This is a genomic window from Micromonospora sp. NPDC005299 (assembly GCF_042872345.1).
GTDB lineage: Bacteria > Actinomycetota > Actinomycetes > Mycobacteriales > Micromonosporaceae > Micromonospora.
In genome coordinates this window covers 354,963-370,276 of sequence record NZ_JBIAKG010000005.1, presented here as the reverse complement: position 1 = coordinate 370,276, position 15,314 = coordinate 354,963, and the positions used below count along the sequence as shown (strand labels likewise).

General features: G+C 74.1%; 13 protein-coding genes. 10 read left to right on the top strand and 3 right to left on the bottom strand.

Translation table 11 applies throughout. From position 1 onward, the window contains the following. Positions 1-125: 125 nt before the first annotated feature. A complete protein-coding gene (locus tag ACFYPD_RS17530) occupies positions 126-962 on the bottom strand; it encodes a siderophore-interacting protein (protein WP_387114031.1) in 837 nt (278 codons plus the stop codon). Then, on the bottom strand, positions 959-1,996 hold the full coding sequence (locus tag ACFYPD_RS17525) for an ABC transporter substrate-binding protein (protein ID WP_387114029.1): 1,038 nt from the start codon (positions 1,994-1,996) through the stop codon (positions 959-961). The genes ACFYPD_RS17530 and ACFYPD_RS17525 overlap by 4 nt, the downstream gene beginning before the upstream one ends. Positions 1,997-2,082: 86 nt before the next feature. Here ACFYPD_RS17525 and ACFYPD_RS17520 point away from each other — a divergent pair, with 86 nt between their 5' ends. Genes ACFYPD_RS17520 through ACFYPD_RS17510 form a run of 3 tightly spaced genes read left to right on the top strand, consistent with a single transcriptional unit; the run spans position 2,083 to position 5,002 of the window. Beyond that, on the top strand, positions 2,083-3,141 hold the full coding sequence (locus ACFYPD_RS17520; RefSeq protein WP_387114401.1) for a FecCD family ABC transporter permease: 1,059 nt from the start codon (positions 2,083-2,085) through the stop codon (positions 3,139-3,141). Further along, positions 3,138-4,163 (top strand): FecCD family ABC transporter permease, encoded by a 1,026-nt coding sequence (locus ACFYPD_RS17515; protein ID WP_387114027.1) that lies wholly within the window; start codon positions 3,138-3,140, stop codon positions 4,161-4,163. Before ACFYPD_RS17520 ends, ACFYPD_RS17515 begins: the two co-directional genes overlap by 4 nt. Before the next feature lie 26 nt (positions 4,164-4,189). Next, positions 4,190-5,002 carry an ABC transporter ATP-binding protein gene (locus ACFYPD_RS17510; RefSeq protein ID WP_387114398.1) on the top strand — a complete coding sequence of 271 codons (813 nt, stop codon included), beginning with the start codon at positions 4,190-4,192 and terminating at the stop codon, positions 5,000-5,002. A 94-nt stretch (positions 5,003-5,096) separates the two neighbouring features. Here ACFYPD_RS17510 and ACFYPD_RS17505 read toward each other — a convergent pair whose 3' ends face one another. Beyond that, positions 5,097-6,755, bottom strand: a complete 1,659-nt coding sequence (locus ACFYPD_RS17505) for an FAD-binding dehydrogenase (protein ID WP_387114025.1) — start codon at positions 6,753-6,755, stop codon at positions 5,097-5,099. 97 nt (positions 6,756-6,852) lie between these two features. On the opposite strand from ACFYPD_RS17505, the gene ACFYPD_RS17500 reads away from it, so the two are divergent. From ACFYPD_RS17500 to ACFYPD_RS17470, 7 genes are all read left to right on the top strand, one after another. Then, a complete protein-coding gene (locus tag ACFYPD_RS17500) occupies positions 6,853-8,040 on the top strand; it encodes a PucR family transcriptional regulator (RefSeq protein WP_387114023.1) in 1,188 nt (395 codons plus the stop codon). A 163-nt stretch (positions 8,041-8,203) separates the two neighbouring features. Further along, entirely contained in the window at positions 8,204-8,584 is a 381-nt protein-coding gene (locus ACFYPD_RS17495) for a YccF domain-containing protein (protein ID WP_387114021.1), read from the top strand. A 637-nt stretch (positions 8,585-9,221) separates the two neighbouring features. Beyond that, a complete protein-coding gene (locus ACFYPD_RS17490; protein ID WP_387114019.1) occupies positions 9,222-10,034 on the top strand; it encodes an FkbM family methyltransferase in 813 nt (270 codons plus the stop codon). A gap of 273 nt (positions 10,035-10,307) precedes the next feature. Beyond that, a complete protein-coding gene (locus ACFYPD_RS17485) occupies positions 10,308-11,309 on the top strand; it encodes a LacI family DNA-binding transcriptional regulator (protein WP_387114017.1) in 1,002 nt (333 codons plus the stop codon). A 120-nt stretch (positions 11,310-11,429) separates the two neighbouring features. Next, entirely contained in the window at positions 11,430-13,106 is a 1,677-nt protein-coding gene (locus ACFYPD_RS17480) for an ABC transporter substrate-binding protein (protein ID WP_387114015.1), read from the top strand. A gap of 71 nt (positions 13,107-13,177) precedes the next feature. Continuing rightward, on the top strand, positions 13,178-14,338 hold the full coding sequence (locus ACFYPD_RS17475) for an ABC transporter ATP-binding protein (RefSeq protein WP_387114013.1): 1,161 nt from the start codon (positions 13,178-13,180) through the stop codon (positions 14,336-14,338). Beyond that, complete coding sequence (locus ACFYPD_RS17470) at positions 14,335-15,312, top strand: ABC transporter permease (RefSeq protein ID WP_387114011.1); 978 nt, start codon at positions 14,335-14,337, stop codon at positions 15,310-15,312. The genes ACFYPD_RS17475 and ACFYPD_RS17470 overlap by 4 nt, the downstream gene beginning before the upstream one ends. Positions 15,313-15,314 lie beyond the last annotated feature (2 nt).

Genomic DNA, 15,314 nt, shown 5'->3' with positions numbered 1-15,314 from the left:
GGTCGCCGCTCCACCACGGCGGTCACGGCGCGTCCGGGCGGTCCGGGCGCCACCGGCGGTACGGCCCGGGCGCGATCACGTTCCCCTCCACCCCGGCCGTGCTCCGGTAGTCCCGGCTGCGCCGGTCAGGCGCTCGCGGCCTCGGCCCGGAGGTCCTCCTCCGACGCGCCGCGCCGCCAGTAGCCGGCGAAGGTGACCCGGCGGCGGTCCAGGCCGCGCTCGCCGACCAGGTGCCGGCGGACCGCCCGGACCATGCCGGCCTCGCCGGCGATCCACGCGTACGGGGCGGCGCCGGGCAGCCGGGCGCCGCGCAGCGTGTCGGCCAGCAGGCTGCTGCCCGGTGTGGTGGCGCCCCGGACCAGCCAGGTCACCTCGGCGCGGGCGGCGCAGGGCAGCGCCCGGATGTCGCCGGCCGTGGGGACCTCGACGAAGGCCCGGACCGGGGTGCCGGCGGGCAGCCAGTCGAGGATCCCGCCGACGGCGGGCAGCGCGGTCTCGTCGGCGACCAGCAGCACGGCGTCGGCGCCGGTGGGCGGCTGGAAGCGCACGGTCCGCTCGTCGGGCAGGGCCGGGCCGAGCAGCAGCACCCGGTCACCCGGGCGGGCCCGGCCGGCCCAGCGGGTGGCCGGGCCGGTGTCGCCGTGCCGGACGAAGTCGATGTCCAGCTCGCCGAGCTCGGGGCGCTGCGCGCGGATCGTGTAGGAGCGCATCACGGCCCGCACCCCCGGATCCAGGGCCCGCCAGGCCGCGTACCAGTCCTCCCCCGCCTCGACCGGGACGACCGGGGCGTCCTGGCCGGGGTGCGGCAGGAAGACCGAGACGCTCTGGTCCCGGCCACCGCCGGCGAACTCGCCGAGGTCGTCGCCGCCGAAGATGACCCGGACCAGGCAGTCGCCCACCGCCCGGGTGGCGACCACCCGGGCGGCGTAGAACCGGTACCGCAGGGCGACGGCGGTGGTCACGCGGTGACCTTCCTGGCGCCCCGGATGGCGGTGGCCAGGTTCTCCAGCAGCGGGGCCGCGCCGGCGTACGAGAAGCGGGGCACCGCGTCCCACGGGGTGACCTGGTTGGCCTTGACCGCGGGCAGCTGCGCCCAGGTGGGCTTGGCGGCGAGGTCCTTCGGCTGCAGGGCGGTGGGGCGGTTGTCGAGCAGGATCAGATCGGCCGGGAACTTGCCGGTGTTCTCCCAGCTCAGCGCCTCGAAGTAGTCGCCCTGTTCGAGCTTGGTCGGCACCACCAGGTCGACGCCGAGTTCGACGAAGTACATCAGGTCGGTGCTGATCTTCGGGTTGGAGACGTAGAACAGGTCGGGGCTGCCGGAGGCGGCCATCACCGTGATGCCCGGGTTCGCCTTGACCGCCTGGCGCACCGCGTCGGCGGCGGCGGTGAACCGGGCCTTCGCGTCGGTGACCTTCTTCGCGTTCAGGTCGGCGCCGAGGGAGCCGGCGAGTTCGGCGTACCGCTCGATCGGCCGGGTCATCGGCACGCGGGCGGTGGTGATCGCGACGCTCGGGGCCAGCGGGAGGATCTTCGCCTTGCTCTCGTCCGGGACGTACCAGAGCGCGCCCGGGTCGTACATGTGGGTGACCAGCAGGTCGGGCCGGAGCCCGGCGTACTTCTCCAGGTTGAACTCGCCCCAGGCGTTGCCGAGGATCTCGACCTGCTCGACGTCGAGGTCGCCGGCCTGCGGCTCCTTGCTGCCATCCGCCTTCCTGGTCTCGCCGAACACGCCGACGATCTGCTTGTCGAGTCCGAAGTCGACCAGGGCGGCGGCCACCCCGGTGAAGGCGACGATCCGGGACGGTCGGGCGGCGGCGTCGACCTTCTGCTGCCGGTCGTCGGTGAACGACCAGGGGCCGCCGGTCGGAGCGGCGCCGGTGGCGGCGTCGCCGCCGTCCTTGCCGCAGCCGGCGAGGAGGGCGCCGAGGCCGGCGGCACCGGCGGCGGCGAGGAGGCCGCGGCGGGAGAGCCGGCGGCTGGACACGATGTCGGGCATGGCGAAGTCTTTCGATACGGGGTCTGCGAATGACCATGGATAGCGAGGTTAGGCTAACCTAACCCACGTTCCCGTCAAGGCCCTTCCTGCCCCCGGAGCCCACGCTGTCCGTCATCACCCCACCCCGAAGCGGCGCCGCCGCCGCCCCGGCGCCCGGCCGCCGCCGGCTCCGGGCCGGCGGGCTGGCGCTCGGTGTGCTGCTGCTCGCCGCGGTGGCCGTGCTCAGCCTCGCCCTCGGCGCGAAGCCGCTCGCACTCGCCGACGTGTGGCACGGCCTCACCGACCCGGCCTCCCCCGAGTACGCCGTGGTGCACCAGGGACGGCTGCCCCGTACGCTGCTCGGCCTCGCCGCCGGCGCGGCGCTCGGCGTCGCCGGGGCGGCCATGCAGACGCTGACCCGCAACCCGCTCGCCGACCCCGGCCTGCTCGGCATCAACGCGGGCGCGTCGGCCGCGGTGGCCACCGCCACCGTGCTGCTCGGCGTCGCGGACCTCGACCACCAGGTCTGGTACGCGTTGCTCGGCGCCGCCGCAGTCACCGTGGCCGTGCACACGATCGCCGGCGGCCGGCAGGCCACCCCGGCCCGGCTGGCCCTGGCCGGGGCGGCGCTCAACGCGGCCCTCTATTCCTACGTCAGCGCCGTCATGCTGGTCGACAGCACCTCGCTGGAGCGGATGCGGTTCTGGACCGTCGGCTCCCTCGCCGGGGCGCGCACCGACACCGTGCCGAGCCTGCTGCCGTTCGTCCTGGCCGGGCTGCTCATCGCCCTGCTGGTGACCCGCCCGCTGGCCGCCCTGGCCCTCGGCGACGACTCCGCCCGGGCGCTCGGCGCCCGACCCGGCCTGATCCGCGGCGCGGTGATCGTCGCCGTCACGCTGCTCTGCGGGGCGGCCACCGCCGCCTGCGGGCCGATCGTCTTCGTGGGGCTGCTCGCCCCGCACCTGGTGCGCGCCCTCACCGGGCCCGACCCGCGCCGGCTGCTGCCCTGGTGCGCGGTGTTCGCGCCGGTGCTGCTGCTCACCGCCGACGTGGCCGGCCGACTGCTGGGACGTCCCGGCGAACTCCAGGTGGGCCTGGTCACCGCCGTGCTCGGCGGGCCGCTCTTCCTGCACCTGGTCCGCCGCGGACGGGTGGGCCGGCTGTGATCGTGCTGCGCCTACCCGGCGGGCTGTCGCTGCGCCTGCGCCCCCGCGGCCTCGTCGTCGGCGTGGCCGGCACGCTGCTCGCCCTCGCCCTCGCCGTGCTGGCCGTCGGCGCCGGCGACTATCCGATCGCCCCGGCCGACGTGCTGCGGGTGCTGGCCGGCGGGGGCAGCCCCGCCGACCGGTTCATCGTCACCGAGCTGCGGCTGCCCCGGCTCGCCACGGCCCTGGCGGTCGGCGCCGCCCTCGGCCTGGCCGGCGCGGTGTTCCAGTCCCTGACCCGCAACCCGCTGGGCAGCCCGGACGTGCTCGGGGTCACCTCCGGCGCGGCCACCGGCGCGCTGGTCGTGGTGGTGGCCGGCGGCGGCAGCGCCGCGCTGGCCGGGGCCGCCGCCGCCGGCGGACTGGCCACCGGCCTGCTGCTGTACGCGCTGGCCGGCCGGCACGGCGTCGGCGGGCACCGCCTGGTGCTGGTGGGCATCGGGGTGACCGCCATTCTCACCGGCGTCAACGGCTGGCTGCTCACCCGCGCCCCGCTGATGGACGCCGCCCGCGCCGCCCTCTGGATCACCGGCAGCCTGGACGGGCGGGGCTGGGCGAACGCCCTGCCGGTGCTCGGGGCGCTGGCGGTGCTGCTGCCCGCCGTGCTGCTCGCCCGTGCCCCCGCGCTGCGGCTGCTGGAGATGGGCGACGACTCGGCGGCCGGGCTCGGCGTACCGGTGCGCCGGGTCCGGGTGGCCGCGCTCGGCTCGGCCGTGCTGCTGGTCTCGGTCGCCGCGGCGGCCGCCGGGCCGGTGTCGTTCCTGGCGCTGACCGCGCCGCACCTGGCCCGCCGGCTCACCCGCGCGCCCGGGCCGAACCTGCTGCCGTCGGCGGTCGTCGGCGCGGCCCTGCTGCTCGCCGCCGACCAGCTCGCCCAGCACGCGGTCGCCGGCCGGCAACTGCCCGTCGGTGTGGTCACCGGCGTGCTCGGCGGCGGCTACCTGGCCTGGCTGCTCGCCGGCGAACGCGGGGGCCGGCGATGACCGGCCCCGACGAGAAGGGAACCCTGATGCGGCCCGACACCCCCCGGCTGGTCGGCGAGGCGCTGACCCTCGGCTACGACCGGCGCACCGTCGCCGAGGACCTCACGGTCGCCGTCCCCGACGGGTCCTTCACGGTGATCATCGGGCCGAACGCGTGCGGCAAGTCGACGCTGCTGCGCGCGCTGGCCCGGCTGCTGCGCCCGGCCCGCGGCACGGTGCTGCTCGACGGCGCCGACATCCACCGTCGGCCGGCCCGCCAGGTGGCCCGTACCCTCGGGCTGCTCCCGCAGTCGGCGGTGGCCCCGGACGGGCTGACGGTGGCCGAGCTGGTGTCCCGGGGCCGCTACCCGCACCAGGGCCTCCTGCGGCAGTGGTCCCGCGAGGACGAGCGGGTGGTCGACCGGGCGATGGCCGACACCGGCGTCGCGGAGCTGGCCGACCGGCCGGTCGACGAGCTGTCCGGCGGGCAGCGGCAGCGGGTCTGGATCGCCATGGCGCTGGCCCAGCAGACGCCGCTGCTGCTGCTCGACGAGCCGACCACCTACCTGGACATCGCCCACCAGGTCGAGGTGCTGGACCTCTGCGCCCGGCTGCACGAGGAGCAGGGCCGCACCCTGGTGGCGGTACTGCACGACCTGCACCAGGCCGCCCGGTACGCCACGCATCTTGTGGCCATGCGCGACGGGCGGGTGGTCGCCGCCGGGGACCCGCGGCGGATCGTCACGACCGAGCTGGTCGAGGAGGTGTTCGGCCTGCCCTGCCGGATCATCGAGGACCCGGAGACGGGCACGCCGCTGGTCCTGCCGACGGCACGCCGGCGGTCCGTGCCGGTGACCTGATCGCGCACCGGCCGGGTCCGCCGTCCCGCGGCGGTCCCGGCCGGCCTGTCGTCCGCACCCGCCCGGTCGACGGAGGCGGGTCGGCCCGTGCGCGCTACTCCACGGCCGCCGCGGCGGCCCGGCCGGCGATGCGGCCGGAGAAGAGGCAGCCACCGAGGAAGGTGCCCTCCAGAGCGTTGTAGCCGTGCATGCCGCCGCCGCCGAAGCCGGCGACCTCGCCGGCGGCGTACACCCCGGCGAGGGGCTCGCCGTCGGGGCGCAGCACCCGGCCGGACAGGTCGGTGTGCAGGCCACCGAGGGTCTTGCGGGTCAGCACGTGCAGCTGCACGGCGATCAGCGGGCCGGCCGCCGGGTCGAGCAGCCGGTGCGGGGTGGCGACCCGGATCAGCCGGTCGCCCCGGTAGCGGCGGGCGCCCCGGATGGCGTGCAGCTGGGCGTCCTTGCCGAACGGGTGGGCGATCTCCCGGTCCCGGGCCTCGACGATGCGGCGCACCGCCACGGCGTCGAGCTGCGGCCCGCCGGTCTCGGCGGCCAGCTTGTTCATCCCGTCGACCAGCTCCGGCAGGTCGTCGGCGACGACGAAGTCCGCGCCGTGCCCCTTGAACGCCTCCACCGGCCCGGGCGCGCCGGGGCGGACCCGCTGGAGCACCTGCCGCACGCTGCGGTTGGTCAGGTCGGGGTTCTGCTCCGAGCCGGAGAGCGCGAACTCCTTCTCCAGGATCTTCTGGGTCAGCACGAACCAGCTGTAGTCGTGGCCGGTGGACCGCAGGTGGCGCAGCGTGGCGAGAGTGTCGAAGCCGGGGAACAGCGGCGCCGGCAGCCGCTCGCCCGTCGCGTCGAGCCACAGCGACGACGGCCCGGGCAGGATGCGGATGCCGTGCCCCGGCCAGACCGGGTCCCAGTTGCGCAACCCCTCGGTGTAGTGCCACATCCGGTCAGGGTTGATCACCTGGCCGCCGGCCGTCTCGGTGACGGCGAGCATCCGGCCGTCGACGTACGCGGGCACCCCGGTGACCATCCGCTCCGGTGGGGTGCCGAGCCGCGCCGGCCAAGCCCGCCGGACCAGGTCGTGGTCGCCGCCGATCCCGCCCGAGGTGATGATCACCGCCTGCGCCGCGTACGCGAAGTCGCCGACCACCGTCCGGGAGGTGGGCCGCCCGCGCGGGGCGTCGTCGGGGGCGAGCACCGCGCCGCGCACGCCGGTGACCGCGCCGCCGCTGGTGACCAGCTCGTCGACGCGGTGCCGGAACAGCAGCCGGATGCGGCCCTCCTCGGCGGCGGCGCGGACCCGCCGGGCGAACGGCTCGACCACGCCCGGGCCGGTGCCCCAGGTGACGTGGAACCGGGGCACCGAATTGCCGTGCCCGTGCGCCGCTCCGCCGCCCCGCTCGGCCCAGCTCACCACCGGGAAGACCCGGTGGCCCAGGCCCCGCAGCCAGGCGCGCTTCTCCCCGGCCGCGAAGTGCACGTACGCCTCGGCCCACCGGCGCGGCCAGTGGTCCTCCGGGCGGTCGAAGGCGGCGCTGCCGGTCCAGTCCTGCCAGGCCAGCTCGACGGAGTCCCGGATGCCCATCCGCCGCTGCTCCGGCGAGTCGACCAGGAAGAGCCCGCCGAACGACCACCACGCCTGCCCGCCGAGGTTCTGCTCCGGCTCCTGGTCCAGCAGCAGCACGCGGCGGCCCGCGTCGGCGGCCTCGGCGGCGGCGACCAGGCCGGCCAGCCCGGCCCCGATCACGATCACATCGGTATCCACGGCACCGACCGTACGTAGCCAGGTGCCAAAATCCTTGGTCGGGGCGCGCATGATCCGCCACCGAGTTTGTCACCGCGATGACAAAAGGGAGCCGACCATGGCGGACACGCTGCTCGACATCGAGCGCGGCCTGGCGCACCTCGCGCCGGCGGTCGGCGAGCAGCTGCGCGGGCTGCGCGCCCCCCTGCACGGGCGGATCCTGGAGACCGTCCGCACCGCCATGCGGGCGCAGGGCCGCTCGCTGACCGGCGGGCAGGGTCGCGGCCTGGCCCTCGGCGTGCGGACCGCGGTGGACGCCTTCGTCGACGCGGTCGCCGACCCGGCCCGGGACCTGGCCGCCACCCGGGCGGTCTTCCACGCGCTGGGCCGCACCGAGTACCGCGAGGGGCACCGGGTCGACGCGCTGCGCGCCGTGCTCACCCTCGGCGGCCGGGAGATCTGGGCCTTCCTCGTCGCGCACACCACGCCCGTCGGCCCCGCCCCGGCGGACCTGTACGTGGTCGCCGGCGCGCTCTTCGGCTACGTCGACGCGCTGGCCGGCGCCGCCGCCGAGGGATACCTGGACGAGCAGCGCGACGCCGCGCAGGACTGGGCCACCACCCGGCGGCGGCTGATCACCCTGCTCGTGCAGCCGGAACCGCCGGCCGAGGCCGCGCTGCGCGCCGCCGCCGACGCGGCCCGCTGGCCGCTGCCCCGGACGGTCGCCGTGCTCAGCGTCGACGGCGACGACGCCGACCACCTGGGCCGCACCATCGGCGGCGGCGCGATCGCCACGGTCATCGACGACGTGGTACGGATCGTGCTGCCCGACCCGGCCATCCCGGGACGGCTCGACCGGGCCCGCCAGGCGCTCGCGGGCCGGCGGGCGGCGCTCGGCCCCAGCGTGGCGCTGGCCCGGGCCCGGCTGTCGTACCGGATCTCCGGGCGGGCCCTCGCGTTGCGCCGCGACGGGGTGCTGCGGAACGACCCGGTCACCGGCGACGAGCACCTGCTCACCCTGCTGCTGCGCTGGGAGCCGGGGCTGGCCGACCACCTCGCCGACGCCTGCCTCGCACCGCTGGGCGACCTGCGGCCGGCCGCCCGGCGGGCCCTGGCCGAGACCCTGCACGGCTGGCTGCGCCGGCAGGGGCAGGTCGTCGCCGTGGCCGAGGACCTGCACACCCACCCGCAGACGGTGCGCTACCGGATGCGCCGGTTGCGGGAGCTGTTCGGCGCGGCCCTCGACGACCCCGACCAGCGGCTGGTGCTCCACCTCGCGCTGCGCCACCGGCTGGGCAGCGGCTAGGGATTGTCGTACCGGTGGCCCGGGCGATCGCCGCGCGCTGCTTGCTCGCCGCCGCAGAGCTGGGTCGGTGGATGCGCGGGCGCTCGGGAGGCGCGAGATCGTGGAAAGTTCCCGTTCGACACGAGTGGGCGGTGGTGTTGCGGGGTGCGGCCACGATGGGAGCGTGCTTCGGTTTCTGCTGAACCTGTTGTGGCTCGTCTTCGGCGGCGGTTTCGTCCTGGCCCTGGGCTACGGCGTGGCGGCCCTGATCTGCTTCGCGCTGGTGATCACCATCCCGTTCGGGGTGGCCTCGCTCCGCCTCGCCTCGTACGCGCTGTGGCCGTTCGGCCGCACCCTCGTGCCGAAGCCCGGCGCCGGCGTCGCCTCCGGCCTGGCGAACGTGCTCTGGGTGCTGCTCGCGGGTTGGTGGCTGGCCCTGTCGCACATCCTCGCCGGCGTCGCGCTCTGCGTGACGGTCATCGGCATCCCGTTCGGGGTGGCCAACTTCAAGCTCGTCCCCGCGGCGCTCTGGCCCCTCGGCCAGGAGGTCGTCGAGACGCCGTGAGTCCGTCCGACCGTGCCGCGCGAATGCTCGGGGCCGGACCAGGGCCGCCCCCGAGCTGCTACCTCCAGCGACGCGCCGCCGTCCCTTCCCGCCCTCACCGCCCCGGGCCGCCGGCCGACGCGCGACCTCCGGCCAGGCACGGCCGCCCGGCTGAAGCCGACCCGCACGGTGGTGAGTGGAACGCCACGGGTGTCACCGGAGCGCTGAGGCACCATGGGGCGTTCCACTGACGCTTGAGACGCCGGGTGTCCGCGCGGCAAACCCTCGCAGCCGGCCTGCAGCGGCAACCAGTCGCGAAAGGTGTCGGACCCGTCCGCCAGCCGGCTGGCGGCATTCGGACTCGAAGTGCGGGGCGAAACAGTCCGTCCGCTCCCCCAGCCGGACGCCTGGTCCGGACGGCCCGATCCACGCGGAGCGGCGCGGTGTGTGGTGTGCCCCCTGTCCGCGGAGAGGGACGCTTCCTGGGCTGGCGCTGCTCGGCGCCGGCCAGGCCGGGAGATCGTTGCAACGGCAACGCCACAACGGCTGGCTCGCCGTTGCGCACACCGCCGGCGACAGCCAGAGACCGGACCCACGTCCCCTAAAGCGTCCTAGGAGGCTGGGTGGTGGGCACCCGCGGTTCATCCGAAAGAGGCTCATGACCAGGGCCGGCGCGGCTAGCGTCGGCATGGTGGGCGGTCATATCGGGGTGATCGAGGCACTCAAGGCAGACCCCACCATGTCGGGCCTGCGCCGGTCCCTGGAGGCGTACTACGGCGACCCGGCCCGCGACGCGGCGATGGACGCGTTCTACGCGCCCCTGGTCCGCCCCGGCGACCTGGTCTTCGACGTCGGGGCGCACGTGGGCGACCGGCTCGGCAGCTTCCGGCGACTGGGCGCCCGCGTGGTGGCCGTCGAGCCCCAACCACTCTGCACCCGGGCCCTGCGCGCCCTGTACGCGGGCGACGACCGGGTGACCGTGGTGGAGGCGGCGTGCGGGGCGCGTACCGGGCCGGTGCGGCTGCACGTGAACTCGGCGAACCCGACGATCTCCACCGCGTCGGCGGGGTTCCTGCAGGCCGCGCACGGGGCCGGCGGCTGGGCGCACGAGGTCTGGGACGCCGAGATCGAGGTGGCCGGCACGACGCTGGACACCCTGGTGGCGGCGCACGGCGTGCCGGCGTTCGTGAAGATCGACGTGGAGGGCTTCGAGGACGCCGTACTGGCCGGGCTGAGCCGGCCGCTGCCGGCGCTGTCGTTCGAGTTCACCACCATCGAACGCGACCTGGCCGCGCGCTGCCTGGACCGGCTCACCGGGCTGGGGTTCACCTCGTTCACCGTGGCGCTCGGCGACGAGATGGCGTTCGCCCTGCCCGGCTGGCGGCCGGCGGACGAGGTCGCGGCGTACCTGCGGTCGCTGCCGCACGAGGCCAACTCGGGTGACGTCTACGCCCGCGGCCGCCCGTCCTGACCGGCCCGCCCTGAGCCGGTGGGACCGTCGATTGCCACCGTGCAGGCCGCACGCTGCCACGGCCGCGGCCACCCGGTCCGGAGCATCGACGCTGCTCACACCCTCGATCGCCCGCGCTGTCCAGGGCCACTTTTTTCAGGTTTCGAACTTAGCCATGTTTCGTTACTCGCCCGTTATTGACGTGACCGCCGCCACTTCGGTTGACTGCGACGGAACCGCTTCCGCAACCGGTTCCGAAACATCCGCCTCACCCCTCCGACCCGGGAGCGTCACGTGCCGATCACCATCGCCGACGTCGCCACCCGCGCCGGCGTGAGCAAGACGACGGTGTCGCGGGTGCTCAACGGCAAGGGCGAGGTGCACGTGCGCACGGCCGACCGGGTCCGCGCCGTCATCAACGCCCTCGGGTACGTGCCGAGCGCCCGCGCGGTCGGCCTGGCCCGCGGGCGTACCCGGGTGGTCGGCATGCTGGTGCCCGCCCTGACCTGGCCCTGGATGGGCGAGGTGCTCCAGGGCGCGGCCGACGTGGTCGAGGCCGAGGGCTACGGCATGCTGCTGTTCACCTGCACCCAGGGCGACGAGTCGATGCGGCGGTTCGCCTCCCAGGTCTCCGCGAAGTCCTTCGACGGCCTGCTCGTGGTCGAGCCGGAGGGCACCCTCGACTACATCACCGAGCTGCACGAGCGCGGCCTGCCGGTCATCCTCATCGACGACCGCGGCCACCAGCCCGGCTTCCCGTCGGTGCGGACCACCAACGAGTCCGGCGCGCGGGCGGCCGCGGCGCACCTGCTGGCGCACGGTCGGAAGCGGCCGCTGGTCGTCACCGGCCTGCGCCGCTTCGGCTGCACGCGGGAACGGCTCGCCGGCTTCGCGGACGGCTACGCCGACGCGGGCCTGCCCATCGACCCCGCCCTCGTCGTGGAGGGCGACTTCACCTTCGAGTGCGGGCGGGTCGCGGTGGAACGCCTGCTCGCCGACGGCGTGCCGTTCGACGCCGTCTTCGCCCACAACGACCTCTCGGCCGCCGGGGCGCTGCAGGCGCTGCGGGACGCCGGCCGGCGCGTCCCGGAGGACGTGGCGGTGGTCGGCTTCGACGACCTGCCGCTGGCCGGGCACACCCACCCACCGCTGAGCTCGGTCCGCCAGCCGTTGCGGGAGATGGGGGCGGCTGCCGCCCGTACCCTCATCGCCCACCTCGCCGGCACGCCGCTGCCGCACACACCGACCGTCATTCCCACGAGCTTCACCGTCCGCGCCTCGACCGGCACCACCTGACCTCGCCACCGCTGAATCTCCACCCGCACCGGCGGGCGCCCCGCCCGCCGGTGGTAACACCGCACACCCTTATCCACCACATCCCGCTCGAGGATTGCGGGAGCACCGAGGGAGACCTCCATGAGAAGAAGGCAACTCCTCGCCGTCGCGCTGGCCGGCGCGATGGCCACGGGCGTCGCAGCCTGCGGCGACAGCCCGAACGCCAACAAGAAGAACGGCCAGGCGGCCACGGTGCTGAACGTCGGCATGCCGAACGGCCCGCAGGCCGAGAACAACAACCCGTTCCTCACCACGTCCGCCGCGGCCTCGCTGGGCTACCGCTGGCAGATCTACGAGCCGCTGATGATGTGGAACCCGGTGAAGCCGGCCGACCCGTTCAAGCCGTGGCTGGCGACCAAGGCCGAGTGGTCGGCGGACTACACCTCGGTGAAGGTCACCATCCGCGACAACGCCACCTGGTCGGACGGGCAGAAGGTCACCGCCGAGGACGTCGCCTTCACCTACAACCTGGTGAAGAAGTACCCGGCGCTCAACGACCAGGGCGTGCCCTACACGGACGCGACCGCCAGCGGCAACGACGTCACCATCAAGATGGAGAGCCCGCAGTTCGTCAACCAGCAGAAGGTGCTGTGGCGGGTGCCGATCGTGCCCAAGCACATCTGGGAGAAGATCAGCGACCCGACGACCGACACCGTCAAGCAGCCGGTCGGCAGCGGCCCGTACACCCTGAAGTCGTTCACCCCGGCCAGCATGACCCTGTCGGTGCGCGACAAGGGCTACTGGCAGGACCTGCCGAAGGTCAAGGAACTGCGCTACACCTCCTACACGGACAACAGCGCGCAGACCACCGCCCTGGCCAACGGCGAGTCGGAGTGGAGCTTCGTCTTCATCCCCAACTACCAGGCCGTCTTCGTGGCCAAGGACCAGGAGCACCACAAGGTGTGGGCGCCGGCGATCCTCGGCATCCACGGCCTCTACCTCAACACCACGAAGAAGCCGTTCGACGACCCGGCGCTGCGCCGCGCCATGAACATGGTCATCGACCGTGCCGACATCTTCACCACGGCCGAGGCCGGCTACTTCCACCCGCAGGTGAAGAGCGTGACCGGCCTGCCCAGCCCGGCCGGTGACTCGTTCGTCGCGCCCGACTTCAAGGGCCAGGAGCACAAGGTCGACATCGACGGCGCCAAGGCGCTGCTGACCGGCGCCGGCTACAAGCTGGAGGGCAACACCCTCAAGGACAAGACCGGCAAGGCCGTCACCATCAAGCTGACCGACCCGGCGGGCTGGTCCGACTACCAGACCAGCCTGGAGATCGTGAAGGACAACCTGTCGAAGATCGGCATCGCGGCCACGGTCGACAAGGCCAACCAGGACGCCTGGTTCCGCAACGTCGAGCAGGGCAACTTCGAGGCGACCTTCCGGTGGACCGAGGGCGGCGCCACGCCGTACGACATCTACCGGACCATCATGGACGGCCGGCAGCTCAAGCCGATCGGCACCGCCTCCCCCGCCGGTAACTTCGGCCGCTTCAACAACAAGGAGGCGACCGACGCTCTGGTCGCCTACGCGAACGCGACCGACGAGGCCGCGCGCACCACCGCCATGAACGCGCTGCAGAAGATCTTCGTCGAGCAGATGCCGATGATCCCGGTCGGCGCGGACAACATCGGCGGCGCGTACAGCACGAAGAACTGGACCGGCTGGCCGGACGACTCGAACCCGTACGGCGCCATGCAGCCCACCCAGCCCAACGCGCTGGACGTGGTCCTGCACCTCAAGCCCGCCAACGGCTGACCTCTCGACCGCCTCCCCGGCCGGCTTTCCGGCCGGGGAGGCGCACCCCCACGCTCAGACAGGAACTCGGCATGACGTTGAGCGAGAGCGCGGCGGCGCCGGCCGACGAGGTGGTGCTGGAGGCCGTCGGCCTGACCAAGCACTTCTCCGTCCGCAGGCGGCTGCGTGACCTCTTCTCCCGGACGCCGGCCGTCGTGCACGCCGTCGACGACGTATCGTTCGCGCTGCGTCGCGGCCGGGTGACCGCGCTGGTCGGGGAATCCGGCTCCGGCAAGTCCACGGTGGCCCGGCTGCTGGCCCAGATCTATCCCCGCACCGCCGGCGACGTCCGCCTGCACGGCACCTCGACCAGGGTGCGCGGCGGCCGGCCGTTCCGGTCCTACGTGCGGCGGGTCCAACTGATCCTGCAGGACCCGTTCGCCTCGTTGAACCCGGTGCACACCGTGCGCTACCACCTCACCCGGTCGCTGCGGATCCACGGCAACGCCGGGCGCGGCGCCGAGGACCTGGAGGCGGCCCTCGGTAAGCTGCTCACCCGGGTCAGCCTCACCCCGCCCGAGCGCTACCTGGACGCCTTCCCGCACGAGCTCTCCGGCGGCCAGCGGCAGCGCGTCGCCATCGCCCGGGCGCTCGGCGCGGACCCGGAGGTGCTCCTCGCCGACGAGCCGGTCTCCATGCTCGACGTCTCGATCCGCCTCGGCGTGCTGAACCTGCTGCAGGACCTCAAGCAGCGGCTCAACATCGCGATCCTCTACATCACCCACGACATCGCCTCGGCCCGCTACTTCGCCGACGAGACGATCGTGATGTACGCCGGGCGGATGGTCGAGGGTGGCGACAGCGAGACCGTCACCCAGAACCCGGCCCACCCCTACACCCGGTTGCTGACCGATTCGGCGCCGGATCCCGAGCGGATCACCGGCGACGCCGCCGACACGGCCGCCGGTGCGGACCGCGGCCGGGGCGAGCCGCCGAGCCTGATCGCCCCGCCCGCCGGCTGCCGGTTCCACCCCCGCTGCCCGCACGCCATGCGGCGCTGCACCGTGGACCTGCCGCCGCGGCTGGACATCGGCGACCGGCCCGACCACTGGGCGGCGTGCTGGCTCTACGACCCGGACACCGTCGCGGCCGACGCCCCCGGCTCGGCCGCGCCCGACGCCGACCCGGCCGTGCCACCGCCACCGGCGGCGGTCGACCGGGCCGGCACCGCGACCTCCGGGGAGGCACGATGAGGTTCCTCCTGCAGCGCACGGCCTTCTACCTGTTCACGGCGTGGGCGGCCATCACGCTCAACTTCTTCATTCCGCGGCTGGTGCCGGGCGACCCGGTGCAGTCCCTCATCTCGCGCAACCAGGGCCGGATCAGCGCCGACGCCATCCAGTCACTGCGCGTGCTGTTCGGGCTGGACGCGCACGAGAACATCTGGCAGCAGTACCTCGACTACTGGCGGCAACTGCTCCACGGCGACCTGGGCCTGTCGTTCACCTTCTTCCCCACGCCGGTGTCGACGGTGATCGGCGACAGCCTGCCGTGGACGGTCGGCCTGGTCGGCATCACCACGATCATCAGCTTCCTCCTCGGCACCGCGCTCGGCGTCGGCGCCGGCTGGCGGCGCGGCTCCTGGGTCGACGGGCTGCTGCCGGCCACGACGTTCCTGTCCTCGATCCCGTACTTCTGGCTGGGCCTCGTCGCCATCGCCGTGTTCACCGGGCCGGGGAGCTTCTTCCCCTCCTCCGGCGGCTACGAGGCGGGCCTCGTGCCGGCGTTCGACGGGTACTTCATCCCGAGCGCGATCAAGCACAGCGTCCTGCCCGCCGCCACCATCCTGGTCTCCTCGATGAGCGGCTGGATCCTCAGCATGCGCAACATGATGGTCACCGTCTCGTCGGAGGACTACATCACCGTCGCCCACGCGAAGGGCCTGTCGGAGCGCCGGGTCGCCCTGAGCTACGCCGCCCGCAACGCGCTGCTGCCGAACGTCTCGGGCTTCGCGCTGTCGCTCGGGTTCATCGTCGGCGGCACGTTGCTCGTGGAGATCGTGTTCTCCTACCCGGGCCTCGGTTACCAGCTCTTCCAGGCGGTCGGCTACAAGGACTATCCGCTGATGCAGGGGATCTTCCTGATCATCACGATCTCCGTGCTGGTGGCGAACCTGCTCGCCGACGTCGCGTACCTCCTTCTCGACCCGCGGACCCGAAAGAGCTGAGC